Source organism: Pedobacter sp. AK013 (assembly GCF_014205835.1).
In the GTDB taxonomy this organism is placed as follows: domain Bacteria; phylum Bacteroidota; class Bacteroidia; order Sphingobacteriales; family Sphingobacteriaceae; genus Pedobacter.
Genome location: NZ_JACHCQ010000025.1, coordinates 61,330 through 87,511 on the forward strand (window position 1 = coordinate 61,330; position 26,182 = coordinate 87,511).

The following is a 26,182-nucleotide window of genomic DNA, read 5'->3' on the forward strand; positions in this document are numbered from 1 at the left end:
TAAATGTTTAAGTCTTTTTGTTGTGGTTTTGTTGATAAGACGCAGTGAAATGAAAAACGTTGCAGGCAGTGTTACATTTTTATACAACCGATAGGTAATACTCGACGAACAGGCATTAATTCAAGACGAAAACTTGAAACTTTTACCAAGCATTTGTAAAATATTTTAAGATCTATTATTGGATTAGTCTTTTTCTTTATCTTTAGTGAGAATTTTAGTCTGTTTATTTATGAAGAAAAAGGTTGTACTTGTTCAGGATAATAAAGATATCCTCGATATAATGGACCAGGTATTGGAAGAGGAGGGGTTTGATGTTACGGCATCGTTAACAACCGAACCTATAGATAAAATAGATGAAATTGAACCAGATGTGGTGATTGTGGATGATCACATTAAAGGTGAAAAGAAGGGATCGCAGGTAATTAAAGAACTTAAATCTGACCCTGAAACGGAAGATGTATCGGCTGTATTAACCTCAACCTCAAATAACTTACCTCAACAGGCAGAAGATTGCAAAGCTGATGATTATATTGAAAAACCGTTTGATCTCGATCACATGGTTGAGGTGGTAAAGAAAAATTCCTGATTGAATCCGATGTCTGATGTTAAAGGCTCGGCTTAGGATTATCCATCATCCGATAGCTATCGGATGACAACAATTTCAGAAGATTTATCTCCTTGAAATTTCATGTCATTTATATTGATTTTAATAAAGGTATCTCTCCAAACAGCAATCCTTAGGGCTGGTAAAAGCCTTAATGCCCTTAATTTCTTAATGGTTGGCAATAATACAAACAGTAAATTTCTATTAGTACCCTATTATTCACAGATTCTATTGGTGTTGCCGTCATCGTGCATGCGCGAATCTCAAAGCTTATTGTGCTCTAAATGTTAACATTCGGCTTAAATGTATCTGTTTTGACCATCGCCCCCAGCTCATGTAAAATCGTATATAGCCCAAAATTAGTCCGGTTAACGTAAATAAAATGTTTTACGCCACGTGCCTGTTTAAATTCTGGCATTTTCGAAATCTTTTCACCATAGGCGTACAACTGCTCAAAAAAATCAGGTTTACTAAAATCAAAAGTTTTACTGGTATAGGGTTTGGCAAACAGGCTGATCATCTCTTTGTACGATTTATAATAAAACTCAATCTGCTCTGGAGAATCGTCTGCATGGATCATGTCAAGCTTTCTAAAAGCTTCTATCGTTTTATTTTTATCATTTATTACATCGGTAGAAATTAAGGAGAAAAACGGATAATAAAAATCATCTGGCATCTCTTTAATACAGCCAAAATCAATTACACCTAAATTTTCGTCGGGCGTAATCATAAAATTTCCAGGATGTGGATCGGCATGTACGGCCCTGAGTTCGTGCTGTTGAAAGTTGTAGAAATCCCACAGCGCCTGACCGATTTTATTTCGCAGCGCTTGAGAAGGATTGGTTTGTAAAAACTCTTTTAAATGTAAGCCATCAATCCAATCCATGGTTATGATCCGCTTTCCAGATAATTCGGGATAATATTTCGGAAAAACCACATGAGAGAGGTTTTTACAGGCTTCAGAAAATTCTATTGAACGCCTAACTTCCAGTTCGTAATCTGTTTCTTCGAGCAAACGTTCTTCCACTTCTTTAATATAGATATTCAATTCCCTTTCCGACATGCCCAATAAACGGAAAGCGAAAGGTTTTACCAGTTTCAGATCAGAAGAAATACTGTCGCCCACACCAGGATATTGGATTTTAATGGCGAGTTTTTTCCCATTAAGCATCGCTTGGTGTACCTGGCCAATAGAAGCCGCATTGCTAGAGCTTAAGTTAAAACTATCGAAAATGTTTTCAGGTGTTTTACCGAAATTCTTGGTGAAAGTCCTGACAATTAACGGACCCGAAAGAGGCGGGGCATTGTATTGCGACTGGGTAAATTTATCTACATATGATTTAGGCAGGATATTTTTATCCATGCTCAGCATTTGTGCAATTTTTAAGGCGCTTCCCTTTAATTCGCTCAGCGATTTATAGATGTCGGTGGCATTATCTTCGTTCAGCTGTTCACGGTCCATTTCAGGGTTAAACAGTTTTTTGGAGTAATGTTTAATATAGTTGCCCCCGATCTGAATACCTGTTTTAACAAACTTTGCCGAACGCTCTACTTTGGTAGTTGGAATACTTTTTTGTGTTTTCATCTGGTGTTTAAAACCTCATCTTTTCTGCAAACTTTCCATTTCTGGATAAAAATTTCCCATATTCCAATAAATTATCAATTGGCGAATGCTGAAAAAGATCGAAGGTTACATTGATGCCTTTTTCTATGGCTTCGTCGCTTTTTTCGAAACCTTCACTATCATCATTGATCCAGAAATTAACAATAAAAGCAAACTGAATCCATAAGGCATCTTTGTAACGCTTGCTTAGAAAACGACGTTCGGCAAGTTCTCCACTATCTAATCCCTCATCAATAATTTCTTGTGCAAAGTTCTCGAAAATAGGTTTTACGCCAGCCAGTACATCAGGAGTAGAAAATTTACCCTGGTGATTCTTTAGGCTGTAAATCACAAAACTGCGTTCGTTCTTCAGGTTTTCCAGGTAACTGTAAAAGAAAGAAAGCATTTTTTCCCTGGAAGTATACTGGGGCCAAACTTCCTGCTCTTTGATTTTGTTAATGGTTTCGAAAGTAAGTTCGAACCAGATTGTTTTTTCTATGCTATCAAAAGAAGAGAAAAACTGATAAAAATCAGCCTCGGTAATTTTAAGCTTCTTTACGAAAATGTAAACCGATTTTGGTTTTTCGTTGTTCGTTAAAACATAATCTAAGTATGCTTTTCTAATTTGTTGAGCAGTTGCCATATTAGCTGTTTTTATAAATATAACGTTTAATTTATGGGCTTGTTTTTACTATTGTTTTTTTGTTGATCATGAAATTGTAATAATAGCTTTCAAAATATTTGAATTTGGTTTTTAGGCTATTTTTTTTAGTTTAAATGTTGATAATTTTTTAATATAAAACTAAAATATTTAGTATTTTTGTTATTGATTATTCTTTAACTAAAGCACAGCAATATGATCCAGGTGAACGATTTTTTATACGGCAAAATGGAACTGCCAAGGGTATTTTCTGATCTGTTAAATACTGATGCTTTAAAAAGGTTAGGCGGAATACATCAAAGCGGGGCTATATTTTTGGTCAATCCAGACATCTGCCATTCACGATTGGAGCATGCTATTGGCGTTACCATGTTGATTAGGATGCTTGGTGGTTCAGAACTGGAGCAAATTGCAGGCTTGCTACACGATATTTCACATACCGCTTTTTCTCATGTGGGCGATTATGTTTTCGACAATACAGACGAAGATTATCATGAAAAGGTTTTTGCCGAAGTTTTATGCAAATCGGAAGTGCCTGATGTGCTGTTAAATTATGGATATAATGTTAACCAGATTCTGTATGGTACCTTTGATATTTTAGAGCAACCTTTGCCAGCGCTTTGTGCTGATCGTTTGGATTACACTTTGCGTGATGGTATTCATGGTGGGGTAATTTCTCGTCAGCGTGCCCGCGAATTTTTGACTTCTATTGTTTTGAAAGATGGAAAAATAGCGGTGAATGCAGAAACTGAGGTAGCCTGGATTAATGAAGCTTTCGAGAAGCTGAATAATGATGTGTTTAAATTACCGCTTCATTTATATGCCAATGGCAAAATGGCCGAATTAATTAAAAAATTTCTGAATAAAGGAATATTGGTTGAAAGTGACCTGTTTAAAACAGATACCATGCTGCTAAACAAAATTAGAACATCATATGAAGGGTATGAGGCCATTAAATCGATCAAACAGTTAAAAGGTTTTGCCGAATTTATGCGTTATGGCGCGGTACCTAAAATCAAAACAAGGACATTGAATGCTTTGTTGGTTTAGTTATTGGCAAAGATTCTTGTTTTTGCTATGAAAAATAAGCTGCGGTTTATTCCTCTTGTTCCATTATCCCGAGCTTGTTTCAGAATCTTTCAATGCACAGTCAAACTAAAATGATCAAACAATCTGATTCAAAAGAATTCACGTATATTGTGAAAAATATAAAGATATGTCTGCAATAGAAATTATTTTAATCGGTGTGGTAATCCTGCTTATTTTTGGTGGTAAAAAGTTGCCAGAATTAATGAGGGGGATAGGGAAGAGCGTAAAAGAATTTAAAGACGCCAAGAATGAACCGCCTGTTAAATAATTGCGGCAAATAAAACTTTATGTTAATGGCTTTGTTTTAATTAAAATAAACGCCAATAATGGAAAATAGAAAAGAAGATCTGATCAAATCAAAATCTGATTTTATAGCAGAAAATGCAAAACACCCTAACCAGGGACTGAACGATTGGAACGACCGTTTAGATGAAAATCTGGAGCCTGAAGATCATAACGATAGTGCTGCAGATGAAAAAGCCAAAAATTTCTCTGCAAAATACGGTAGCGGCGATCAGTCCGATCAAGGTAATGATTGAATATTTGTCGTATAGCCACTTTTATAAGGTGGCTTTTTTGTTTTGCCTGATAATATACTTATGGCTCTTAATTCTGTTTTTCGAAAGACAATAAATTTGTATGTGAAACTTTTTTACACAACTCTCTCAGTTTATTACACGAAAGGTGATTTTTCTACTTAAAAATTGTTAAAATTCTAATAATTGATTTTTCTTGTGGTTTGATTAATAGTATATTGCATATCTAATCAAACAAACATGTATAACGTTTTCAAACTAAACCGATAGGTGATGAGCAGGCATTGGTTATTGGTTTTGTTTTTCTTACTTTTTATAAGGTTTTTGTCTTTTGCTCAAAATACATCAAATAAAGGAAAAGATTTTTATGTTCCTTATGCAGGGCATATAGATGGAGATAGGTCAAGGCTAACCTTGTTTTTATCTGCAGACCAAGCTACAGACTATAAAGTTTATATTGGAGGCGTTTTGGTATCTCCGGTCGGCGCCACCATTTCAGCAAATACCTGCATACCATTTGTTATTGATCCAAATGCATACGCCGTATTAATGGGTAGTTCTAATACAATAGAATCCAATAAAGCCATTAACGTAGTTACAACCAAAGCGATATCATTGTATAGCATTATTTCTAATAATGCCCGTACAGGTGGTACTTTAGTGCTGCCAACAAACACACTTGGACAAGAATATTATGCATTTAGCTATGAAAACCATGGAAATCAGCAGGGATTTTCACAATTTACAATTGTAGCAACAGTTGATAATACAGATATAGAAATTACGCCTAAACAAAACGAAAGATACGGAGGAAGAACTGCTAACACGACTTTTACCATTAAATTAAATAAAGGTGACATCTATCAATATCAATCAGTTGGCGATTTAACAGGAAGCCACATTAAAGCCTTAAATTGCAATCCTGTAGCCGTATTTACAGGTAACACCTGGGCAGCATTTTGTAATGAAGGCAATAGCCGTAATCCAAGTGGGGGCGATAACCTATATCAACAGGTTTTTCCGGTTTCTGCTTGGGGGAAAAATTTCGTAACTGCACCATTTTATAATACACTTCATGGTAATACCGATATTATGAGGATAATTGTAGGTGAAGATAATACTGTATTAACCGTTAATGGGAGTACTACAATCGCCAACGGAAGCCCTCTTTCTAATCCTTACAGTAAAGGCGCAGTTGTTACCTTTTTTTCTACTTCAGCAAACGTAATTTCTGGTTCCAAGCCAATTGCTGTGGCACAATACCAAACTTCGCAAACCTGTAATCAAAACAATGGCAGCAATACCAATCAATATCAATTTCCTGGCGATCCTGAAATAACAGTGCTTAATCCTGTAGAACAAACACTAAATAATATTACGGTTTTTTCTGATTTAAGATCGGTGGGAGTTCCTACTCAAATTTTGAAATACTATCTGAATGTAATTATTAAAACCGTGGATATTGCCTCTTTTAGGCTGGATGGGAATCCCGTAAGTAACTTTACGCCCATTGATAATGTATTTAGTTATGCTGTGATTGATGTTACAAATACACAGCCTCAACACAGGTTATCTGCAGCAGGTGGTTTTTCGGCGATTTCGTATGGATATGGACCAGTAGAGTCTTACGCATACTTGGCCGGTGCAAATATTCAGAACTTTACTTTTCAACCCACAAGCGTTGTTACCGGACAACCTATAACCAGTGGCTGCTTGGGCGAAGCCATTAGTTTAACCATCAATTTGCCTTACCAGGCCGTTAAATTAGATTGGGAGATACAGGGAGCTGCAAGTTTTACAGACAATAACCCGGTAGCAACAAGTACCATTACCAGACCAAATGACAATAATACTTATTATACTTATAAGTATCCTAACGAATTAAATTATCCTACTCCGGGTGATTATCAGTTTAAAGTAATTGCTACTAAACCCAATGCTGATAATTGTGGTAACACTGAAGAATTAATTATCGATTTTTCTGTTGATAAGCAGCCTACCGCTGCATTCGAATTACCTGCTACTGGTTGTCAGTCTAGTGGTATTCAATTTACTGATATAAGTGCACCCAATTCAAATTCGAGGAGTATTACACAGTGGTTATGGGATTTTGGTGATGAAAAAACATCTACTGAGCAGAACCCTGTTCATGTTTATGATCGTTCAGGTACTTATAATGTCGTTTTAAGCGTTACAACGGATTCGAAATGTTCAGAAACGTCTTCGGCATTTCCAATTGTGATTAATCCTCAGCCTTTATCCGATTTTGATGTGAAAGGTTTATGTGTAGGCAAACCGATTATTTTAACTGAGAAATCGACAATAGAAAATCCTGGAGTTATTGTAAAGTGGACTTGGGATTTTGGCGATGGAAGCACTCCTGCTAATGAACAGCACCCTGTTCATCAATACAGTGCCACTGGTTCTTATACCATTACGCTAACTACTGAAAGTGATAAAGGATGTGTGAGTGTGGTGAAAAGTAAAATTGTAACTGTAATTGATCCACAATCTGCTGATTTCGAACTTCCTGGTTTTTGTTTGGCTGATGGCGTGGCCAGATTTAAAAATACCTCAAAAAATGCAGACGGAAGTACGACGGGCTTGACTGCTCAGTGGACCTTTACTTTTAATAATGATATAGTAGCAACCTCAACTGATTTTGATGGTTCTTTTACACCTACAGTTACAGGTGAATATATAGCGGCTTTAATTGTTAAAAATGGAGCTGGTTGTGAAATGTCAAAAGCACTCACCTTCACTGTTAACGGTGATGTTAAAACGGCTGATTTTGAGATTATCAATGACCATAGCTGCGTGAGCGAGGATATCATGATTAAAAATAAATCTACCGTATTTACGGGCAAAATCACAAAGATTGAAATTTACAGGGATTTTGGTAAAGAAACTTCCATTTATAAAACAATTCCTTATCCAGATAATAACGAAATTTTTATACTTAACTACGATACTTTTGGAGGCACTGCCGACCGAACCTTTAACATCAGGTTGGTTGCCTATTCTGGAGAAAATTGCTTTAAATATTCAGAAACGCAAACACTTACTTTAAAACCAGTTCCGCAACTGGTGTTTGATGATATGGCCCCAGTTTGCGAGGCAGATGGAACAGTTTTAATTACACAAGCCAAACAGAAGGCTGGTGAAGAAATGAATGGGCCACCAGGTGTATTTAGTGGCGATGGCATAAGGGCTGATGGCACCTTTAATCCTAAAATTGCCGGGCTTGGGCCACATACCATCACTTATACATTTACAGGAGATAATGGTTGTCCTAATTCCATTTCCAATACCATTACAGTGTATAAATCCCCTTTGGCAGATGCGGGGACATTGGTTTATCTTTTAGCGGGTGGGCAGATCGAAATTCCGGCAACTGCCGAGGGAGCCAATTTAAAATACGAATGGTCGCCAGCAATTGGCTTGAACAAAACCAATGTCTTAAACCCAGTTGCTTCTCCAAGTGAGGACACAGAATATACCCTAACGGTTACTACACAGCCAGAAGGTTGCGTAACAACTTCAAAAGTATTGGTTAAGGTATTGCAAGCTATAAACCCACCTAATACCTTTACTCCGAATGGTGATAATGTGAATGATACCTGGATTATTAAATATTTAGAATCTTATCCAAATGCTACTGTCGAAATTTTTAACAGAAATGGGAATAGGGTATTTTTTAGCAATGGATATAAAATTCCTTTTGATGGTAATTACCAAAATGAACCACTTCCGGTAGGTGTTTATTATTATATCATCAACCCTCGTAACGGACGAAAAACAATAACAGGACCGCTCACCATAATCAGATAAATTGAAGAAGCTCATCATCATATTTGCACTTTTGGCAACATTTAAGGTTTTTGCGCAACAAAAGCCACAGTATACCCAATATATTTTTAATCAGTACCTGCTAAATCCGGCGCTCTCCGGAATTGAAAATTACCTCGATTTTAAAGCTGGCTACCGTAAACAATGGTCGGGTATTACCGATGCGCCTCAAACTTCGTTTGTATCGGCACATTGGGCGCTGGGCGATAATCAGTTATGGAGTAATGCGCTAACCGCTTTTCCTGAGCAAACAGGTAAACCGATGGACCGTAATTATATGCAAAACTATATGTCGTCTCCATCTCACCATGGAATGGGGCTAACTGCTGTTTTAGATAAAACTGGTCCGATAAAAAGATTGGATGCGAATGTTACTTATGCTTATCATCTGCAATTGAGCAATGATTTTAATTTATCGGCGGGGGTTGCAGTAGGGGTTTCGAGCATTTCTTTAGATTTAAATGCACTAACCTTTGATACACCAATAGATCCGATTATGAACAGGGCATTAATTAACCAGGTAAAGCCCGATTTGAGTATTGGTTTATGGTTATATGGAGCCAGGATGTTTGCAGGTTTATCTGTACAGCAAATTTTGCCGCAGAAATTAAGTTTCACAGGTGATAACAGCTATAATTTGGGTAAAGAAGCGCCACATTATTTTGCCACTGCAGGATATAAATTTTTCGTTGATGATGAAATTGCTGCAGTGCCATCGGTAATGGTAAAGTATGTTTCGCCCGCACCTGTTTCGGTTGATATAAACATGAAAGTGGCTTTTAAAGATAAAATCTGGTTGGGTGGAAGCTATCGTAAAGATGATTCTTTTGCAGCGATGGCGGGTTTCAATATCGGAAAGATGGTTAATTTAACCTACTCGTATGATTTTACCACTTCGCAACTAAATCAGGTAAGTAATGGTAGTCATGAAATTGTATTGGGTTTATTGTTGAACAATATCTACAAGGTGCCATCGTACATTAAAATGTGGTAGTTTTTAGTGGGCGATAGGCTGAAAACTTATTCATCGTTCTTGTTTGTAATAAGGATGGAGAAAGGCGATTTTATCGCTGTATTCACAGCTTATATTTTGGAGCGCAGTGCCTGTGCAAATCAATAAATGTCCTCCCGTTTTACGCTTTTACGCTTCGCTTCGTCATACCTCCTCGCAGCAGGGTAACGCTGCAACCGGGGCTAAATGGCTGGTGCAGTTTTTCATTTCTGAGCTTGCAGGGTGTACAAAAAATTGTGCTTAAACCTGATTGGAAAGCGGGACTGAAGCTCCAAGCGTAGTGAAATTTCATTTTTCAGTCACAACAATAGAAAATTTCTGTTTCGCAATTGCTAATTTAAGGCTAACTGAAAACTGATAACCGATAATTGCAAACTGATAACTGCCAACTGCTAACTGCCAACTGATCTAAAGTTCTTTCCTAAGCCTTGCTACCGGAATATTCATCTGCTCGCGGTATTTCGCAACCGTTCTTCTGGCAATGTTATAACCTCGTTCTTTTAAAATTTCGGTTAATTTTTCATCTGCTAAGGGTTTGCGTTTATCTTCATTTCCGATACAGTCTTCCAATATTTTTTTTACCTCTTTATTCGAAACTTCTTCACCGTTTTCGGTCTGTATCGCTTCTGAGAAGAAAGATTTTAACAGGAAGGTGCCAAATTCGGTTTGTACATATTTAGAGTTTGCAACCCTCGATACGGTTGAGATATCCATATCGATTTTATCAGCAATATCTTTTAATATCATCGGACGCATTTTCCGCTCGTCGGCCGTTAAAAAATATTCATATTGATAGTGCATAATGGCATTCATGGTTTTTAACAAAGTTTGTTGTCTTTGTTTAATCGCATCTATAAACCATCTGGCAGAATCTAATTTTTGTTTAACAAACTGAACAGCCTCTTTCAGCTTTTTATCTTTGGATGATGCTTTGTCGTAATGCTCAAACATCTCCTGGTAAGATCTGCTTACTTTTAGTTCAGGAGCATTTTTCGAATTTAACGTCAAAATCAATACGCCATCATTATTGCTGATGTGGAAATCAGGAATAATCTGCATTTGTTTGGTTGTAACCTGATTGGCATCACCTGGTTTCGGGTTTAAACGCAAAATTTCGTTTACTACCTCTTTCAGTTCTTCACTATCTAAGCCTAAACTTTTTTCTAATTTATCGTAATGTTTACGTGTAAACTCATCCAGATAGTTTTCTACAACATTCATTGCTTTAACTATAATCGGATTGTTTGGATCTTTTCTTTTTAACTGGATCAATAAACATTCTTTCAGATCTCTTGCACCAATACCAGGAGGATCGAAGCCTTGGATCAGTTTTAACATTTCCAATACATCATCTTCCTCCACCATAACATTCTGAGAAAAAGCAAGATCATCGATCATAGAGCCTAATGGACGGCGTAAATAACCATCATCATCTAAACTGCCGATAATCTGTTTGCCAATAATAAAATCCTGATCGGATAGCGGAATAAGGTCTAATTGCTCTTGCAAGCTTTCAAAAAAAGTACTTTCAATGGCAATTGGTGTTTCTTTTTTCTCCTCATCGTCGTCGCCATTATTGTAGTTGGTGCTGTAATCGTTGGCAGAATCATCCTGTAAATAATCATCTACATTAAATTCATCCATGCTGGTATCTTCTGATGATTGTTCGTAATCTTCAGGTCCGTCATTTAAATCGTCATATTCGCTTTTTGGCTCATCCTGAGTCATTAAACTTGGATCTTCAAGTGCAGGGTTTTCTTCGAGTTCTTCTTTTACACGGGTATCTAAAGCAACGGTTGGCACCTGCAACAGTTTAATAAACTGTATTTGTTGTGGTGATAACTTTTGTAATAATTTTTGTTGTAAGTGTTGCTTTAGCATAGTAAATATAAAAGAATAGGGCAAAAATAAACAATAGATTTCAGATATTCTGCTGATTTGATTTAAATGCTATCGATATGTTTGGTTTTAAAATTATTTCATAAACATTTGTATTAAGTTTAATGTTTGCTACTTTAGTGAATAAATAAACTAAAACTTAAATAAAACATGGGCTTTGTAAAAGAATTTAAAGAATTTGCCATTAAAGGAAATGCTTTCGATTTGGCAGTCGGAGTAATTATAGGTGGCGCTTTTGGTAAAATTGTTACCAGCGTAATCGACGATTTAGTGATGCCTATTGTAGCTGCAATGGTTGGTAAACCAGATTTTAGCAGCATTTATTTTGCAATGGGTAAAGGCGCCGAACTGATTCCGAAGGGCGCTTCACTGGCTGATGCTAAAAAAGCGGCACCTGATGCAGCTATATTTGCTTATGGTAATTTTATTACAGTAGCCATTAATTTCCTATTGTTGGCTTTGATTGTTTTTATAATGGTTAAAGCAATTAATAGAATGAAAAAGAAAGAAGAAGAAGTAGCAGTTGCTGCACCAGTAGTGCCAACAGCGGAAGAAACGCTTCTAACAGAAATCAGAGATTTGTTAAAAACAAAGGCATAACAACCCATATCCGTCCTGATTTTACATCAGGACGGATTTTCATTTTAATAACTTCTTGTTAATGTAGGATCTGTTATTATGATGTAATCGCCAAGATTTTTAAATTTTTCCCAATTGGGATTCGTAAAGCTTTCATCCGAAAATGAAGAAATGTTGAGGATTTTTAATTTTGGATTCGCATGAGCCAGTTTCGCTAAAGTTCCCAGCTTTTCATCGCTGTGGAAACGTCCATTAAGCTGAAAAACCTTAAAGCCTCTATTTGCCTTAATAAACTTATTTATAGACCATGCCATGGTTGCATCCCATAAATTTTGGGTCTGGTAAATCTTCATCGATCCCATACTGTGACCGCCTAAAGTTTCTGTGAATTTTTCATAATATCTACCCTGGGCTGTATCAATAGGTAAGGGGGGCAAAAAATTCAATGATGCTTTCGGGAAATTTTTTAAAACTTTAAGCCCTCCCATGGTAACGGCATTGCTGTAACGCGTAGCCGCATTTGCAGCAATAACTTTTAACTTGTTTTGTTTGGCATATTCTATTAAAGCTTTGTAGTCTTTATAGTTTCCCCAGGCTCTGCCTTCTTTAATAAAGTTCTTTTCTGATATTAATCCAGCTAAGTATTCATCTACTTCAGGTTGTACATCGGTATGGAACATTTCTAAAGATAGCGCAGTTTTTAATGGATATTTTGAATGGAGTTTTTTAAAAAGTTCTGCTTCCAGGTAGTGCCCTATAGAATCGTTGTGGTCTTCGCCAAAGAATAAAACATCTGCCTGGTCCATATCGCTAACAATGTCGTCTATCGATATGGATTTCTGTTTTTTAACATCATAAATTTTGTAATGGCTACTTATTTCCTGTGCAAACAAGCCAGTAGAAATAGTAAGAACAAACATTAATAGGGAAAATTTCATGTTATCAAAATAACAAAATTATTTTCACCGATAAAATAAGGGTGCTTACCGCCTTTTGCCAAGCTTTAGCAAGTCACATCTATTACGATCGGGTGCTTATCAATACTTTTGGGTATTAAATATGAACACAAATGGAAAATTTTAATAATAACGATAACAACCAGCTTAAAAACTCAGGAAGGGTGTGGAGCGGTTTCATCATAGCCATCATCGGATTTGCATTTCTATTGAACAATATGGGGTTAAATATTCCGAGATGGATATTCAGTTGGTCTAATTTTTTGATTGTACTGGGGGTATTTATCGGTCTTCGTCGTAACTTTAAAGGAATAGCCTGGCTGATCTTAATTTTGATTGGCGCCTATAATACCTTAGAAAATATACCTGGGTTAGATCTTGACTTATCTAAATACGCTTTAGGTGTTGGCTTGGTTATAGTAGGCGGCTTTTTAATCTTCAGACCAAAGGATACTCCCGCTTTTGGAAAAAGATGTAAGAATAAGAACAAAGTTGATTTTGATTTTGACGAAGCTACCGATAAAAAGACCGTAAATAATAATGATGTTATTGAAGTAATGGCCGTTTTTGGAGGAAGTAACCAAACTGTTTACTCTAAAAACTTTCAGGGGGGCGATATTACAGCTGTATTCGGCGGAGCAGATATTGTAATGACCCAGGCCGATTTTCCTGAAACAGTATCGCTTGATGTAACAGCAGTTTTTGGAGGAATTAAACTGATTGTACCCCAAAACTGGGCAATAAAATCGAACGTAACGGCATTATTTGGTAGTGTTGAAGATAAAAGATCGCATGTAATGCCGGTGGCAGAGATGAAAAAAACATTGATTTTAGATGGGACAGCATTATTTGGAGGGATCGAAATTAAAAGTTTCTAAAACATTTATTATAAAACATCGCCTATGAAATGGTTTGCAGTAAATTGTATCTATCAGGTAATTTGTGGTGAAGGAAAACATACGCCCCAGTTTAATGAACAAACGCGTTTAATCCAAGCAGACGGGATTGCGCAGGCTTTAGACAAAGCTAAATTGAATGCCATACATTTTAACCCTTCTTTTAATAATTGTAACGGCGATAAAGTAGTATGGAAGTTTATAGGTGTAGGCGGAATATCGGCAATAGAAGAACTTGCAGATGGTGTAGAGGTAAGTTCCAGGATTGTTGAACCCAAATCGGTTACACAATACCTGGAAAAGCTAGCGCACCGCAATAAATCATTAACTAATCAAAACTATTTTGACAACTAGACCTTTATCCGTTCCGCAGATACAGAAAATATCGCTTACCATTGCAATAGTATGGACTATATTGTGTGCTGCTGGACTGCATTATGTAGTTAATTTTTCTTGGTGGGTATCGATAACCGATAGCTTAACCAATAACTTTTTGCTGGCATTGGCCTGCATTGGGATCAGTAATATGCTTGGATATTACCAGCCAAAAAATGAGCGGATACTATATATGCTGATCATTAGCCTTGCGCTTACATTTGTGATTATTTTTGCTTCAAAATATGTGGTGCTCTATATTTTTTCTGATTATAAAGAGTACAAAGATTTTTACAATTTTTCTTTCGCTTTTAGAGGTTTAATTTCTTTTATGTGCTTGGCATGGTGTGCATTAGCTAATATTTTATGGTACAGGTTAGAAGAACAATCAGAAACACACGAAAGATTATCGGCAGCGAAAAGTTTAGCGAAAGAGGCTGAGTTAAATAAGTTAAGGCACCAATTACAACCGCATTTTCTTTTTAATAGTTTAAATTCGGTTTTTGCGCTTACCATGGTTAACCCCAAAGAGGCGGGAGTAATGATTACAAAATTAGCTTCTTTTCTCCGTGGCACCCTAAAACGCGATGATGAATTATGGGTTTCGGTTGAGGAAGAAATGGAGTACATCCAATTGTACCTCGATATTGAAAAGGTGAGGTTTAGCCATAGGTTAAACATTGAGGTTAATGTTGCCGAAGATACCTTAAATCTTTGTTTGCCAGGTACGTTATTGCAGCCCATTGTAGAAAATGCCATTAAATTCGGACTTTATAATACTTCAGCAGGCATTACCATCAAGATAGATGTTACTGTTGAATATAATATTTTACAATTGCGGGTACAAAACCCTTTCGACCCAGAAATGAAGGCCGCTGGAGGAACTGGATTTGGTTTAAGCGCCATTAAACGCAGGTTATATTTGTTATTTGCGAATACACATCTGTTACAAACCGATATTGAGGCAAATAATTTATATATTACCACCCTAAAAATTCCACAAAAAAATGATCAGAACAATACTAATTGATGATGAGCCTTTAGCGAGAGATATTGTAAAATATTACCTTTCAGATCATACAGAAATAGAGATTGTAGCAGAATGTGGTGATGGGTTCGAAGGTTTGAAAGCCATTACCTTGCATAAGCCTGATTTAATTTTTCTGGATATCCAAATGCCTAAAATAAGCGGTTTCGAAATGCTCGAACTGGTTGAAGATAAACCTGCCGTAATTTTTACCACAGCTTTTGATGAATATGCCATTAAAGCTTTTGAGGTGAATGCAGTAGATTATCTGCTTAAACCCATCGATAAATCGCGCTTTGATGCGGCTATTAAAAAACTGCCTAACAAATTAAATCAAACCGAAAATACGGAAGCCGTTTTGGATGCAGCAGCTTTAAGTCCGGCCCAAAATAATAGGGTAGTGGTTAAAAAAGACGGTGTAATTAAGATTATTCCTGTGGCTGATATCAACTATTTAGAGGCCGATGATGATTATGTAAAATTAAGTACCGTTGATGGTGCTTTCTATAAGAACAAAACCATGGCTTATTTCGAACAAACACTCGATGTGAGCCAGTTTATCCGCATACATAGGTCTTACATCATTAATCTGGCTCAGGTAACCAAAATAGAGCTAAAAGAGAAAGATAGCTATGTGGTGTTGTTAAAGTCTGATATCTGGTTGCCTGTAAGTAAAACGGGTTATGTAAAATTGAAGGCCGCTTTGGGCTTGTAAAAAAGTAATATTTTATAACTGGCGTTACCCTGAACTTATTTCAGGGGCTCCTTTGCAAGAAAGATGCTGACCACGAAGTAGCTACAAGGCAATTGAAAATACTATTCCTACTTGTAAAATAAATTCAGAATGACGTTCGCAGGTAATAGTTTATCTCGTCCCATCGCTATGGATCATTGGTAGAGGTGTTTAGTAAAACATATAAATAGATATTTATAAATGGCCACAGGGCCTCTTTTTCAAAAGAATTATTACATTTGCATTTGAATAGAAAAAATAATAATTAATCACTCTTGCATTTGTAGAGAAATCGCTTTATATTTGCACCTCTTAATTTTACAATAGATAATATACAGTCATGAAAAGAACATACCAACCTTCGCAAAGAAAGAGAAGAAACAAACACGGCTTCCGCGAAAGAATGGCAACAGCTAACGGCAGACGAGTATTAGCATCACGTCGTGCTAAAGGAAGAAAAAGATTAACAGTTTCTGACGAACGCAAGCATAAAGCATAATTTTTGATTGCTTTTCCGTTCATTCGGGATCGGCAGATCAAAATCTGCAGTTATCAATCAAAAATATATGTACACATTCAGGAAAGAAGAACGGTTATGCAGCAGGAAATATTTAGACCTGTTGTTTAAGAACGGTTCTTCTTTTTTATTATATCCCTTTCGGATTTCTTATCTTTTTGTTGATGCACCAGTTCATGTACAAGCACAGGTGGTTATCAATGTTCCTAAAAAAAGATATAAACGGGCAGTAGATCGCAATCTGCTTAAGCGTCGCATACGCGAAGCTTATCGCCTAAATAAACAAGATAAATTATATATACCTTTACCTACTGATAGGGGATTGCTTTTGTTTTCCATCCAGTTTGTAGGAAAGGATAAGTATGAATTTGCTTTTATCGAGAAAAAACTGATTGCCAGTTTTAAGCGCTTTCAAAATTTAATCCGACCAAATGAAATTCATCAATAAAATTTTCGGATGGTTTTTTTTAGGTTTAATCAGGGTGTATCAATACGCCATTTCGCCAATGCTGGGTGCAAATTGTAGGTTTACGCCAACTTGTTCGCAGTATGGGATAGAGGCGATTAAAAAGCACGGACCATTTAAAGGTGGCTGGCTGGCGCTGAAACGTATAGGCCGTTGTCACCCCTGGGGCAAACATGGGCATGATCCGGTTCCGTAAGATGTTTATGGGGTCACTAGCCATTAGTTTATTTGTTAATTGACGCTAAGATCCAAGTAAAGGCCCATCGATTACGCTCAGATGACACTACGAGCTGACACATGCTGTGTGGTAATTTGACTCCAAACCTCAAATGCTAAACTGAATTAATTTCAGGCTAAAAACTATATCTTTGCGCAATGGCTAAAATACTTCAAATAGAAACAGCTACTGCAATTTGTTCTGTAGCACTATCTATAAACGGCAAAACATTTTCATTTAAGGAAGAGAAAGGGCAGAACCTGCACGCAGCAAATTTAACTTTGTTTATAGATGAAGTGCTTAAAATTGCAGAACTGAGTTACCGAGAGTTAGATGCTATTGCAGTAAGTAAAGGGCCAGGGTCTTATACCGGATTAAGAATTGGCGTTTCTACAGCTAAGGGCCTCTGTTATGCATTAGATAAGCCTTTAATTGCGATTGAAACCTTAGCAATGATGGCAGCTGGTTATTTGACAGAAAATCCTGGTTATTCAGGTTTAATCTGCCCGATGATCGATGCCCGCAGAATGGAAGTTTATACCACAATTTTCGATTGCTCGTTAAATGTAGTGATGCCAACCGAAGCAAAAATTATTGATGAAACAAGTTTTACAGATTATCTCTCACAACAAACTGTTGCTTTTTTAGGCGATGGGGCAGCTAAGTGTGCTGAAGTTTTAATACATCAAAATGCAAAATTCGATGTGACCAATTTCAATGCTGCAACATACATGTCGCGATTAGCAAACGAAGCTTTCAGCAACAATAAATTTGAAGATGTAGCCTATTTCGAACCTTTTTACCTGAAAGATTTTGTAGTTACCCAATCTAAAAAGCAACAAGCGCAGGGTTAAACCGGTTATCTTCTTTTAAAGATGGAAAACAAACTTTTAAAGAAACTCCCACCTTCGTTATCATTAATGCCTGGTATTACATCTGCAAACTGTGGATGATTAACCACGTTACCGAATTTAATGCCTACACCCATATAAAAAGAAGCACCATTTGGCCCGCTGCCTACAGTAGCATCATTTTTAATCATTCCATAAGTTTGAAAACTGGTAGCCACTAAATTATCTGTACCCATAAACAATTCGAAATTTGGAGTCTGGTATTTCCCTTGCAATCCAACCATAAAAACACCATTTAAGTTATATAAGGGGGTAATACTTCCCGAAAAATCGTTGGCAATAAAAGTGTTTACCAAAGCAATATCGCCGCCTTTATAAAACAAGTTTTTCGAAACAGCCAGGCCCGGTTTGTAAAAGCCGTATCGTTTAGATAGGTAAACATCAAGTTTAGCATTGGTAGGAGCTAAAAACTTTTTGCTCTGCTCCGAAAGGAGGAAAATGTCTTTTATTTCCTGATTGGTATTAGATTGGTTATTTTCTATGTTCTCAATAATTTTCGATTGATCTACCATGGTGCGTTGCGTATTGCTTCGCCACCAGATAAAACCTAGATCTTTTATATTGGCCATTAAGAACAGGCCTTTTTTAGTGGTATAATTGCTCCCAAAGCTTAATGAAAGTCCTGGGTTTTTAAAGTTTGGAATGAAGTTTTTCTTATTTACCTCATCAAAATTGGAGAAATTGCTGGAATAAGTTCCTTTCAAGCCAATTAGCAGGGCATCAGACTCGGGATCTATATATAAATAAGAGTCAGAAACATTTAGTTTGTTATAAAGTATCCCGCTCAGTATACTTGCTTTTAAACCAAATGCGAGCCTTTTATTCCAGTTTTCGCGATAGGTAAAGCTAAATTGATGGTAACTTTGTTCGTAACCTTTGGTATCGAAAATTCCCGTATATTGCTGGTTGGCATTAAACCTTTCGAACGAATCAAAAATAGCCAATGTTTCGTTGGTGTAATCGATATGTGCATCAGACCTGATCTGCCACGAAAACCCCATTTCTTTTTGGTACTTATAAGATTTGAAAAGCCTGAATGCTGCTACATAGATATTACTGTTTTCGAAAAAATGATTCAATTCTCCGGTGCCGATCGGTAAACTTCTTGTATCGAAAACACCTTCCTGTGTTAATCTTCTTATGGCAAACTTAGAGCTTCCCTGATTAATGGCATTTGTTCCAAAATAAGGCAGGAAGAAATTGGAGGAAAATCTTCGTGATGAATCTAGGGTGAAAGATTTTTGAGATGGATTTTCGAATGCATCAAACATGGTTTTAGTGCCAAAAAGCGCATATTGTTGTGCATTTGCAACCCCGAAGCTAGCTATTGCCAGTAACGCAAGTAAAAGTTTCTTCATGTAAAATAGTTTGTTGGGATAGTTTCCTTATTAACGGTTACTTAATGAATCTGGTATTTCTGGTTGTAAATATTTGTTTAAAAGCAAGTTAGTGATGAATTTGTTTTTGTCTGCACTCATTTGGTAACAAAAAGTATCGAAACTTTTTAAACCACTGTCTGCCCGTAAATGTTTATAGAAATTTAGTTGGACATTGTGCCTGAAAATATCTGCAGAATTTTTGGTGTTGATGTAATAACTTACGTTCGAGGTGGTCGAAATCTGGTTCACTGCATCTAAATATTGCGGCGTTTGTATTAAAAGCCTGTTGTTTTTATAATCGTTTAAAAATGACTGTACTGTGCTCGCATTATTGGCTACAATTAAATTATTATCTACAATGGCATAATAGGGCCGCGCAAATTTTTTAAAGGGCTCCCCAAAATAACTGTACAAGATATCGGCCGATTTAAAAAGCTTAATGTCTTCGCTATAATCTGCACTTACATCAAGCAGCAACTGTTTTGTTTTTTCGCCATCTGATAATGAAATTGCCCCTAATTTTTCGCTGGTGCTTAACTGAAAAAGAATAAACTGATTCTTGGTATAAGTGGTAAATATCAAATCTAAATCTGTTCTGTAATCATTCTTTATTCTTTTTATCACTGCACTGGTTTTTGAAAGTATTTTCGTTTGTTCCTGCCAATTATTCAGTTTTTTAAGCCATTTACTGTAATCATCATAAGCATAAAGTGCATAGTTTGCTGTATTATCTGGTAAGATATTTTGTATTGATGTATTTTGTGCAGCAGTGTTTTCGAACAATTTAAGGTAATTGTGCTGATCTTTTAATTCGGTACTTCCGCTGAAAAGAATTTTCTCTTTACTGAAATTGTAATTGAGTACAGCGAAACTGTTTTGTTGGTTAAATAAGGCAATTTCGCCATTAAGGTTACCTGCAACAATATTTTTGAGCAGTAATGGAGCCTGGTTAAAATTGATGTAAATATTGGCCAGTACATTTTTGATCTGGTGGTTGTTCTCTTTAATGTACTCGGTAAAAGGATTCTCAGTTAAACGAACATTGGCATCATTAATGAGTTTTAATGACGTTGAAACCGTTAATACCTGGTTATGGATGCCTAAATAAACCGGTAAACTGTCATTTATCTTCACAGTATAAAGCGCCTTCGAATTTTCGGTGATTACTTTTTTTAGTTTTAACTGTTCGTAGAATTTTTTGATGTCGCTATCAGACTGAATTTGTAAGGTGATTAGGAAGTTGAGGCTTTTATTCGAGTCAGGTAATACGCTAATATAAACCTGCTGATCCTTTAAATACCTGTTGATCAGATTATCGTCGATAATGCTTGCTTTCAGCTGTTTTAAAAGGCTCATTTTATCTTTTCCTAAAACCTGCTGGATAAGTTGCTGCCCTTCAATGATATCGTAAAAACCTTTATCGTTCTGGAAAGAAAATACTAAAGCTGCATTATTAGTTGCCGATTGCAGCGCCAGATCTTTCGCATCATTATCTGTGCCCAATTTCGAAAAATAAAGGTAAGCCATAAAGGCCACGCCTAAAAATAATGCACCTGTTAGAATTACGATTTTTTTCATCTGCTGTGCAACAAATTTAATTTATTACATTGATTAGTGAGAAGTTCTTTATCAATTTATTAATTTAGCGATTGCTACTTGCAAATAATTATGAATAAACGAATAATCCTTACTGCTTCTTTTTTTGGTGCTGTTGCTGTTTTGCTGGGTGCATTTGGTGCACATGGCCTAAAGGCGCTAATTGATGGACCATCATTAGAAATTTGGCAAAAAGGTGTTGATTATCAGTTCTATCATACATTTGCGCTATTATACCTTTCTACCTTTGCCCGCTATCGGAACAAGCTTATTAATATCGCTTATTTCTGCTTCACATTTGGAATTGTCCTTTTTTCAGGATCGTTATATTTATTGGCAACCCGAAGTATATCGCACTTAGGATTTACTGAATTTATTGGCCCAATAACGCCAATTGGCGGGCTTTTATTTGTATTGGGATGGATAATGCTCTTTTTTGCGGCATTTAAAGATAAATAATGAATACTTTCGAAAACGATATTTTTGCAGAAAGAGAAACACTTTTTGTGGAAGTTATTTTGCCGTTATCTTTGGCGAAAAACTATACTTATCGGGTACCTTTTGATTTAAATGACCAGATTGCCATTGGAAAACGGGTGGTGGTGCAATTTGGAAAGCATAAAATTTATACGGCTTTAATTAGCGGAATCAGCACCGTACCACCAACAGTTTATGAGGCAAAATACATTATTGATGTAGTTGATAATGAGCCTGTAATTACCCCCATGCAGCTTAAATTCTGGGCATGGATGACCAATTATTACATGTGCAATGAAGGTGATGTTATGGCGGCGGCCTTGCCTGCAAGTTTAAAGTTGGCCAGCGAAACCATATTGATTCTTCGTGAAGATTACAATGAAGATACTGCGCTTACCGATAAGGAAGAAATCATTATTAATGCACTTAAACAGCAACAGAAACTTACTGTTAATGATGTTTCTAAGCTTCTTGGGCAGAAAACCGTGTATCCGATCATCAATCATTTGCTGGATAAAGAACTGGTGCTGGTGGCAGAAGAGGTCGTGCAGAAATATAAACCTTTGCTTAAGTCGTTCATTATTTTAAATGATTTTTATAGCGATGAAGAAAATCTGAAACAGCTTTTTAATGTTTTGGATCGGGCACCTAAACAATTAGACGCTTTACTGGCTTACCTTAAATTACAAAAATCAAATCTGCCGATTGCTAAAGAGCAGCTTTTGGAAGAAAGTAATTGCGGACCAGCAGCGCTCAAAGCTTTAACCGACAAAGATATTTTTGTGGTGATGAAAAGGCCTGTTAGCCGTTTGGCCGTTCATGATGAAGCATTCAGTGTGAATTTCGAGCTGAACGAAGGTCAGCAGAAAGCATTAAACCAGATTAACCAGCATTTTGAGGAGAAAGAGGTGGTTTTGTTGCATGGTGTTACCGCATCAGGAAAAACACAGGTTTATATCAAGCTGATTGAGAAAATTATACAAGATACAGATGGACAGGTATTGTTCCTGTTGCCAGAAATTGCTTTAACAACCCAGATTGTAGAACGTATTAAACGTTATTTTGGTAATGCAATAGGGGTATACCACTCCAAATTTAACAATAGCGAACGCGTAGAAATCTGGAATAAAGTACGCACAGGTACTTATAAAGTGATTCTTGGTGCCCGCTCAGCTGTTTTTCTTCCATTTCAGGATTTAAAATTAATTGTGGTTGATGAAGAACATGAACCGTCTTACAAGCAATATGATCCGGCACCACGTTACCAGGCGAGAGATGCTGCCATTTATCTTGGTTATCTGCACCAGGCAAAGGTTGTTTTAGGTTCAGCTACGCCATCTTTAGAGAGTTATTATAATGCTTTACAGGGTAAATACGGTCTTGTAGAGATGAAAGAGCGTTTTGGCGGGGTTCAGCTTCCTAATCAGCAGGTGGTAAGTATTTCGGAAGAAACGAAGAAAAAAACAATGAGTTCGTATTTTTCGAGCGTGTTGATCAAAGATATCGATCTGGCACTTTCTAAAAAAGAGCAGATCGTATTGTTTCAGAACAGGAGGGGTTATGCTACCATTCTAATATGTGCAACCTGTGGTTATACCCCTAAATGTGTAAACTGCGATGTAAGTTTAACCTATCATAAAAGCAGCGGTAAATTACATTGTCACTACTGCGGTTATCAGCAGAGCAGTGTAAATATCTGTCCGGCCTGTGGTTCGGTGCATGTAGAGCAAAAAGGATTTGGTACGGAGCGCATTGAAGAAGAACTCAGGTTGCTTTATCCGGAAGTTACCATTGCTCGATTGGATATGGACAGTACAAGAACAAAAAATGGACTGCAACAGATCTTAAACGACTTTCAAGAGAAGAAAACCGATATTTTAATCGGTACACAGATGGTGGCCAAAGGGCTTGATTTTGATAACCTAAACCTGATTGGGGTAATTAATGCCGATACACTTTTAGGTTACCCCGATTTTCGTGCTTACGAAAGGAGTTTCCAGCTGCTGGCACAGGTGGCAGGTAGGGCAGGTAGAAGGGCCGATCAGGGGAATGTCTGTATCCAGACTTACGATGCCGAAAACCGTATTATCAAGCAGGTGGTGAACAACGATTATGAGGGGATGTACAACGACGAAATTGTAGAACGGGAGAAATTTCTTTATCCCCCTTTTTCCAGAATGATATTCCTGTATGTAAAACATAAAGATTCTCATGTTCTAGATCACGCGGCATTCACGCTGGCCAATATCCTTAAAGGAAAATTTGGTAAACGCGTTTTAGGTCCCGAACAACCTCTGGTAAGCCGTGTACGGAATCTTTATATCAAACAGATCATTATCAAGGCTGATAAACATACTGCCATTCAAAAAGTTAAAGATGCATTAAGAGAAACACTGACCCAATTTAATGCCACCAAAGAATTTAAAGGTGTTTTTACTCAAATAGATGTAGATCCGTATTAATTACTAATTTAAGTTTTGATTTAGTGTTACTTACGGTAATGTGGATTTCTTTATCTTGTATCACCGTTAAAAAAAGCTAATTTTGAAGCTCATGGCGTATAAATTTGTTGATAATTACCGGGAACGTGGAGCGAGAAAAAAACTGGTTGAGTTGTTAAAATCTCGTGGAATTGAAGATAAAAATGTGTTAACAGCCATAGGTAAAGTTCCACGGCATTTCTTTTTTGATGAAACTTTTTGGAACCAAGCCTACAAAGATATTGCTTTTCCAATAGGTGATGGGCAAACTATATCCCAGCCTTACACCGTTGCTTACCAAAGTGAGCTGTTGCACATTAAAAAAGGAGATAAGGTACTCGAGATCGGAACAGGCTCAGGCTATCAAACCTGTATTTTAATGGAACTGGGTGCAAATGTTTTTACCATCGAAAGACAGGAAAATATCTACAATAGAACCATTCAGGTTTTACCTGGAATGGGCTATAGGCCTACTTTTTATTGTGGCGATGGCTCGAAAGGAATTGCTGCCCATGCACCGTACGACAAAATAATTGTTACCGCTGGCGCTCCCATGGTTCCGGAGATCTTATTAAAGCAATTAAAAATAGGGGGTATTCTGGTTATTCCCGTGGGAGATGAGAAAACCCAGAAAATGGTTACTGTTATCCGCGTAAGCGAAACAGACTACGAAAAAATTGTGCTGGATACCTTTAGGTTTGTGCCCTTAGTTGGCGACCAAGCATGGTAGGAGTTGAGTCCTCAGCCCGTAATCAATTCGACTTAGGACTAAAGACTCACGACTGTGGACTAAACTACCGTTTCATCGCTCTATCCAACTCCCGCTTGTTATCTCTATCCTTAATGCTATCGCGTTTGTCGAATTCTTTTTTACCCTGGGCCAGTGCAATTTCCATTTTAGCGAAACCTCTTTCGTTAATGAAAATACGCAAAGGAACAATGGTATAGCCTTTTTCTTCGCCTTTAAGTTTTAATTTTCTAATTTCTTTTTTCTGTAATAGTAATGCACGGTCGCGTTTTATATCGTGGTGATAAAAAGAACTGTGGCTATATTCAGAAATATGAAGGTTACGTACGAAAAGGTTACCGCCAATAAACATGCAAAATGCATCAGTCATGTTGGCTTTACCTTGTCTAATTGCTTTTATTTCAGTTCCTAAAAGCGCAATCCCTGCTACGTATTTATCTAAAAGATTGTAGTCGAAATATGCTCTTTTATTCTTTATGTTGATGTCGTTTTTCAAAATTGTAATAAAGTATATGTTGTTGTAATATTCAGCAATGGTATAAAATATACATGCTGGGTTGCAAATATCCTAAAAATTGATGTGATAATTTAGTTTTAATCATATTAAGTTAAGACTTGTAGCAGTCACAGTTTATTTTTATGCAGAGTTCAATATTTTTTAGTGTTTTATAATTTGGAAATGTGCGAACAGTTCTTTTGGCAGCCATAGTCCCGCTTTTTGCTGCAACAAAAGCAGAAAAAGCTTTTGGTTTTCGCGGCAATCGGGTTTATTTAACATAGGCCGGTGCAAGGAAACAAACCTTTCATCAGCTTACAAGCCCCTTGTTCCTTAAACCTGGCAGGAGCGAACACGCAGTGCAACGGAGTAAAGCGTATGGCAGGACAACAGTACCCGTGAAAAACTGACATTCGTTTTCTAATGAAAATATGTTTGAATCGGGAAAGAAGTCAAGTTAAACCGGCAAAACACTTGTAAAACCTGAATCTCTCGCATATAAAAATGTTCATCTGTTTGTAAAAGCTAAGGATATATTATTAAGTTCGTATTTATTCAATTAAGTTTGGACATAAAATACCTAAAATGAAGTTCAGAAACCTATTTTTAATCTTATTATTAGCTCTTACTTTTCAGGTAGAAGCACAGCAACCTACATTGTTGCCGCAGTTTACCTTTTATAAATTGGATGGAAAACCATTTTCAAACAATGATATTAAACAAGGAAAAAAGAACCTCTTTGTATTGTTCGATTGTACCTGTGAGCACTGCCAGCGGGAAAGCAAAATCCTGAATACCAATTACGCCAAGTTTAAGGATGTTAATATTTATATGATTACTATGGATGAAGCTTATATTATTCCACAGTTTTTCAATTCGTATGCCAAAGGTTTAAATGACAAGCCTAATGTAATGGTATTACAGGATAAAAAACGCATATTTATTCCAACCTTTTTGCCAAAGCAATATCCATCCATGTACTTATATTCTTCAACCGGTAAATTGCTGATGTACCAATCGGGAGATGGTGGTGTAAAAAAACTAATGACGGTAATGAATAAATAATCTAATAATAT

General features: G+C 36.7%; 26 protein-coding genes. 19 read left to right on the top strand and 7 right to left on the bottom strand.

Features of this window, described 5'->3' with window-relative positions:
• Window positions 1-229 precede the first annotated feature (229 nt).
• Complete coding sequence (locus HDC90_RS16670) at window positions 230-586, top strand: two-component system response regulator (protein WP_184468359.1); 357 nt, start codon at window positions 230-232, stop codon at window positions 584-586.
• A gap of 298 nt (window positions 587-884) precedes the next feature.
• Here the strand turns inward: HDC90_RS16670 and HDC90_RS16675 are convergent, their stop codons facing one another.
• On the bottom strand, window positions 885-2,189 hold the full coding sequence (locus tag HDC90_RS16675) for an AarF/ABC1/UbiB kinase family protein (protein WP_184468361.1): 1,305 nt from the start codon (window positions 2,187-2,189) through the stop codon (window positions 885-887).
• A gap of 7 nt (window positions 2,190-2,196) precedes the next feature.
• Window positions 2,197-2,850: a TetR family transcriptional regulator C-terminal domain-containing protein gene (locus HDC90_RS16680; protein WP_184468363.1), complete on the bottom strand. Its 654-nt coding sequence runs from the start codon at window positions 2,848-2,850 to the stop codon at window positions 2,197-2,199.
• Between the two features lie 213 nt (window positions 2,851-3,063).
• Here HDC90_RS16680 and HDC90_RS16685 point away from each other — a divergent pair, with 213 nt between their 5' ends.
• From HDC90_RS16685 to HDC90_RS16705, 5 genes are all read left to right on the top strand, one after another.
• Window positions 3,064-3,918, top strand: coding sequence for an HD domain-containing protein (locus HDC90_RS16685; protein ID WP_184468365.1), 855 nt, complete (start codon window positions 3,064-3,066; stop codon window positions 3,916-3,918).
• Window positions 3,919-4,084: 166 nt separating this feature from the next.
• Window positions 4,085-4,225, top strand: coding sequence for a twin-arginine translocase TatA/TatE family subunit (locus HDC90_RS16690; protein ID WP_084153034.1), 141 nt, complete (start codon window positions 4,085-4,087; stop codon window positions 4,223-4,225).
• Window positions 4,226-4,283: 58 nt separating this feature from the next.
• Complete coding sequence (locus tag HDC90_RS16695) at window positions 4,284-4,496, top strand: hypothetical protein (protein ID WP_184468367.1); 213 nt, start codon at window positions 4,284-4,286, stop codon at window positions 4,494-4,496.
• A 270-nt stretch (window positions 4,497-4,766) separates the two neighbouring features.
• Window positions 4,767-8,324 (top strand): PKD domain-containing protein, encoded by a 3,558-nt coding sequence (locus tag HDC90_RS16700; RefSeq protein ID WP_184468369.1) that lies wholly within the window; start codon window positions 4,767-4,769, stop codon window positions 8,322-8,324.
• 1 nt (window position 8,325) lies between these two features.
• On the top strand, window positions 8,326-9,336 hold the full coding sequence (locus tag HDC90_RS16705) for a type IX secretion system membrane protein PorP/SprF (RefSeq protein ID WP_184468379.1): 1,011 nt from the start codon (window positions 8,326-8,328) through the stop codon (window positions 9,334-9,336).
• A gap of 426 nt (window positions 9,337-9,762) precedes the next feature.
• Here the strand turns inward: HDC90_RS16705 and rpoN are convergent, their stop codons facing one another.
• Window positions 9,763-11,235, bottom strand: a complete 1,473-nt coding sequence (gene rpoN / locus HDC90_RS16710) for an RNA polymerase factor sigma-54 (RefSeq protein WP_184468381.1) — start codon at window positions 11,233-11,235, stop codon at window positions 9,763-9,765.
• Window positions 11,236-11,403: 168 nt separating this feature from the next.
• On the opposite strand from rpoN, the gene mscL reads away from it, so the two are divergent.
• Complete coding sequence (gene mscL / locus HDC90_RS16715; protein WP_184468383.1) at window positions 11,404-11,853, top strand: large conductance mechanosensitive channel protein MscL; 450 nt, start codon at window positions 11,404-11,406, stop codon at window positions 11,851-11,853.
• A 44-nt stretch (window positions 11,854-11,897) separates the two neighbouring features.
• Here mscL and HDC90_RS16720 read toward each other — a convergent pair whose 3' ends face one another.
• Window positions 11,898-12,770, bottom strand: coding sequence for a ChaN family lipoprotein (locus HDC90_RS16720; protein WP_184468385.1), 873 nt, complete (start codon window positions 12,768-12,770; stop codon window positions 11,898-11,900).
• Between the two features lie 131 nt (window positions 12,771-12,901).
• On the opposite strand from HDC90_RS16720, the gene HDC90_RS16725 reads away from it, so the two are divergent.
• The 8 genes from HDC90_RS16725 to tsaB all read left to right on the top strand — a co-directional run bounded on the left by HDC90_RS16725 (window position 12,902) and on the right by tsaB (window position 17,873).
• On the top strand, window positions 12,902-13,666 hold the full coding sequence (locus HDC90_RS16725) for a LiaF domain-containing protein (RefSeq protein ID WP_184468387.1): 765 nt from the start codon (window positions 12,902-12,904) through the stop codon (window positions 13,664-13,666).
• A 24-nt stretch (window positions 13,667-13,690) separates the two neighbouring features.
• On the top strand, window positions 13,691-14,038 hold the full coding sequence (locus HDC90_RS16730) for a DUF4288 domain-containing protein (RefSeq protein WP_184468389.1): 348 nt from the start codon (window positions 13,691-13,693) through the stop codon (window positions 14,036-14,038).
• The gene (locus HDC90_RS16735) at window positions 14,028-15,089 is read left to right on the top strand and encodes a sensor histidine kinase (protein WP_221451879.1); all 1,062 of its coding nucleotides are present in this window, start codon (window positions 14,028-14,030) and stop codon (window positions 15,087-15,089) included. The genes HDC90_RS16730 and HDC90_RS16735 overlap by 11 nt, the downstream gene beginning before the upstream one ends.
• Window positions 15,067-15,801, top strand: a complete 735-nt coding sequence (locus HDC90_RS16740) for a LytTR family DNA-binding domain-containing protein (RefSeq protein ID WP_184468391.1) — start codon at window positions 15,067-15,069, stop codon at window positions 15,799-15,801. The genes HDC90_RS16735 and HDC90_RS16740 overlap by 23 nt, the downstream gene beginning before the upstream one ends.
• A gap of 358 nt (window positions 15,802-16,159) precedes the next feature.
• The gene (gene rpmH / locus HDC90_RS16745) at window positions 16,160-16,318 is read left to right on the top strand and encodes a 50S ribosomal protein L34 (protein WP_010601723.1); all 159 of its coding nucleotides are present in this window, start codon (window positions 16,160-16,162) and stop codon (window positions 16,316-16,318) included.
• A 67-nt stretch (window positions 16,319-16,385) separates the two neighbouring features.
• Window positions 16,386-16,784 carry a ribonuclease P protein component gene (locus HDC90_RS16750; protein WP_184468393.1) on the top strand — a complete coding sequence of 133 codons (399 nt, stop codon included), beginning with the start codon at window positions 16,386-16,388 and terminating at the stop codon, window positions 16,782-16,784.
• Window positions 16,768-16,998 (top strand): membrane protein insertion efficiency factor YidD, encoded by a 231-nt coding sequence (gene yidD, locus HDC90_RS16755; RefSeq protein WP_184468395.1) that lies wholly within the window; start codon window positions 16,768-16,770, stop codon window positions 16,996-16,998. The genes HDC90_RS16750 and yidD overlap by 17 nt, the downstream gene beginning before the upstream one ends.
• A 179-nt stretch (window positions 16,999-17,177) precedes the next feature.
• Window positions 17,178-17,873, top strand: a complete 696-nt coding sequence (gene tsaB, locus HDC90_RS16760; protein ID WP_184468397.1) for a tRNA (adenosine(37)-N6)-threonylcarbamoyltransferase complex dimerization subunit type 1 TsaB — start codon at window positions 17,178-17,180, stop codon at window positions 17,871-17,873.
• 5 nt (window positions 17,874-17,878) lie between these two features.
• Here the strand turns inward: tsaB and HDC90_RS16765 are convergent, their stop codons facing one another.
• Together HDC90_RS16765 and HDC90_RS16770 are read right to left on the bottom strand one after the other, a co-directional pair.
• Entirely contained in the window at window positions 17,879-19,288 is a 1,410-nt protein-coding gene (locus HDC90_RS16765; protein WP_184468399.1) for a DUF5723 family protein, read from the bottom strand.
• Window positions 19,289-19,318: 30 nt separating this feature from the next.
• On the bottom strand, window positions 19,319-20,887 hold the full coding sequence (locus tag HDC90_RS16770) for a hypothetical protein (protein WP_184468401.1): 1,569 nt from the start codon (window positions 20,885-20,887) through the stop codon (window positions 19,319-19,321).
• Window positions 20,888-20,977: 90 nt separating this feature from the next.
• Here HDC90_RS16770 and HDC90_RS16775 point away from each other — a divergent pair, with 90 nt between their 5' ends.
• The 3 genes from HDC90_RS16775 (at window position 20,978) to HDC90_RS16785 (ending at window position 24,592) form a co-directional block, all read left to right on the top strand.
• A complete protein-coding gene (locus HDC90_RS16775; RefSeq protein ID WP_184468403.1) occupies window positions 20,978-21,364 on the top strand; it encodes a DUF423 domain-containing protein in 387 nt (128 codons plus the stop codon).
• Window positions 21,364-23,844 carry a primosomal protein N' gene (priA, locus tag HDC90_RS16780; protein WP_184468405.1) on the top strand — a complete coding sequence of 827 codons (2,481 nt, stop codon included), beginning with the start codon at window positions 21,364-21,366 and terminating at the stop codon, window positions 23,842-23,844. The genes HDC90_RS16775 and priA overlap by 1 nt, the downstream gene beginning before the upstream one ends.
• 91 nt (window positions 23,845-23,935) lie before the next feature.
• On the top strand, window positions 23,936-24,592 hold the full coding sequence (locus HDC90_RS16785) for a protein-L-isoaspartate(D-aspartate) O-methyltransferase (RefSeq protein WP_184468407.1): 657 nt from the start codon (window positions 23,936-23,938) through the stop codon (window positions 24,590-24,592).
• A 64-nt stretch (window positions 24,593-24,656) separates the two neighbouring features.
• Here the strand turns inward: HDC90_RS16785 and smpB are convergent, their stop codons facing one another.
• Window positions 24,657-25,106, bottom strand: coding sequence for an SsrA-binding protein (smpB, locus tag HDC90_RS16790; RefSeq protein WP_184468409.1), 450 nt, complete (start codon window positions 25,104-25,106; stop codon window positions 24,657-24,659).
• Window positions 25,107-25,691: 585 nt separating this feature from the next.
• On the opposite strand from smpB, the gene HDC90_RS16795 reads away from it, so the two are divergent.
• Window positions 25,692-26,171: a thioredoxin family protein gene (locus HDC90_RS16795; protein WP_184468411.1), complete on the top strand. Its 480-nt coding sequence runs from the start codon at window positions 25,692-25,694 to the stop codon at window positions 26,169-26,171.
• The last annotated feature ends 11 nt before the right edge of the window (window positions 26,172-26,182 follow it).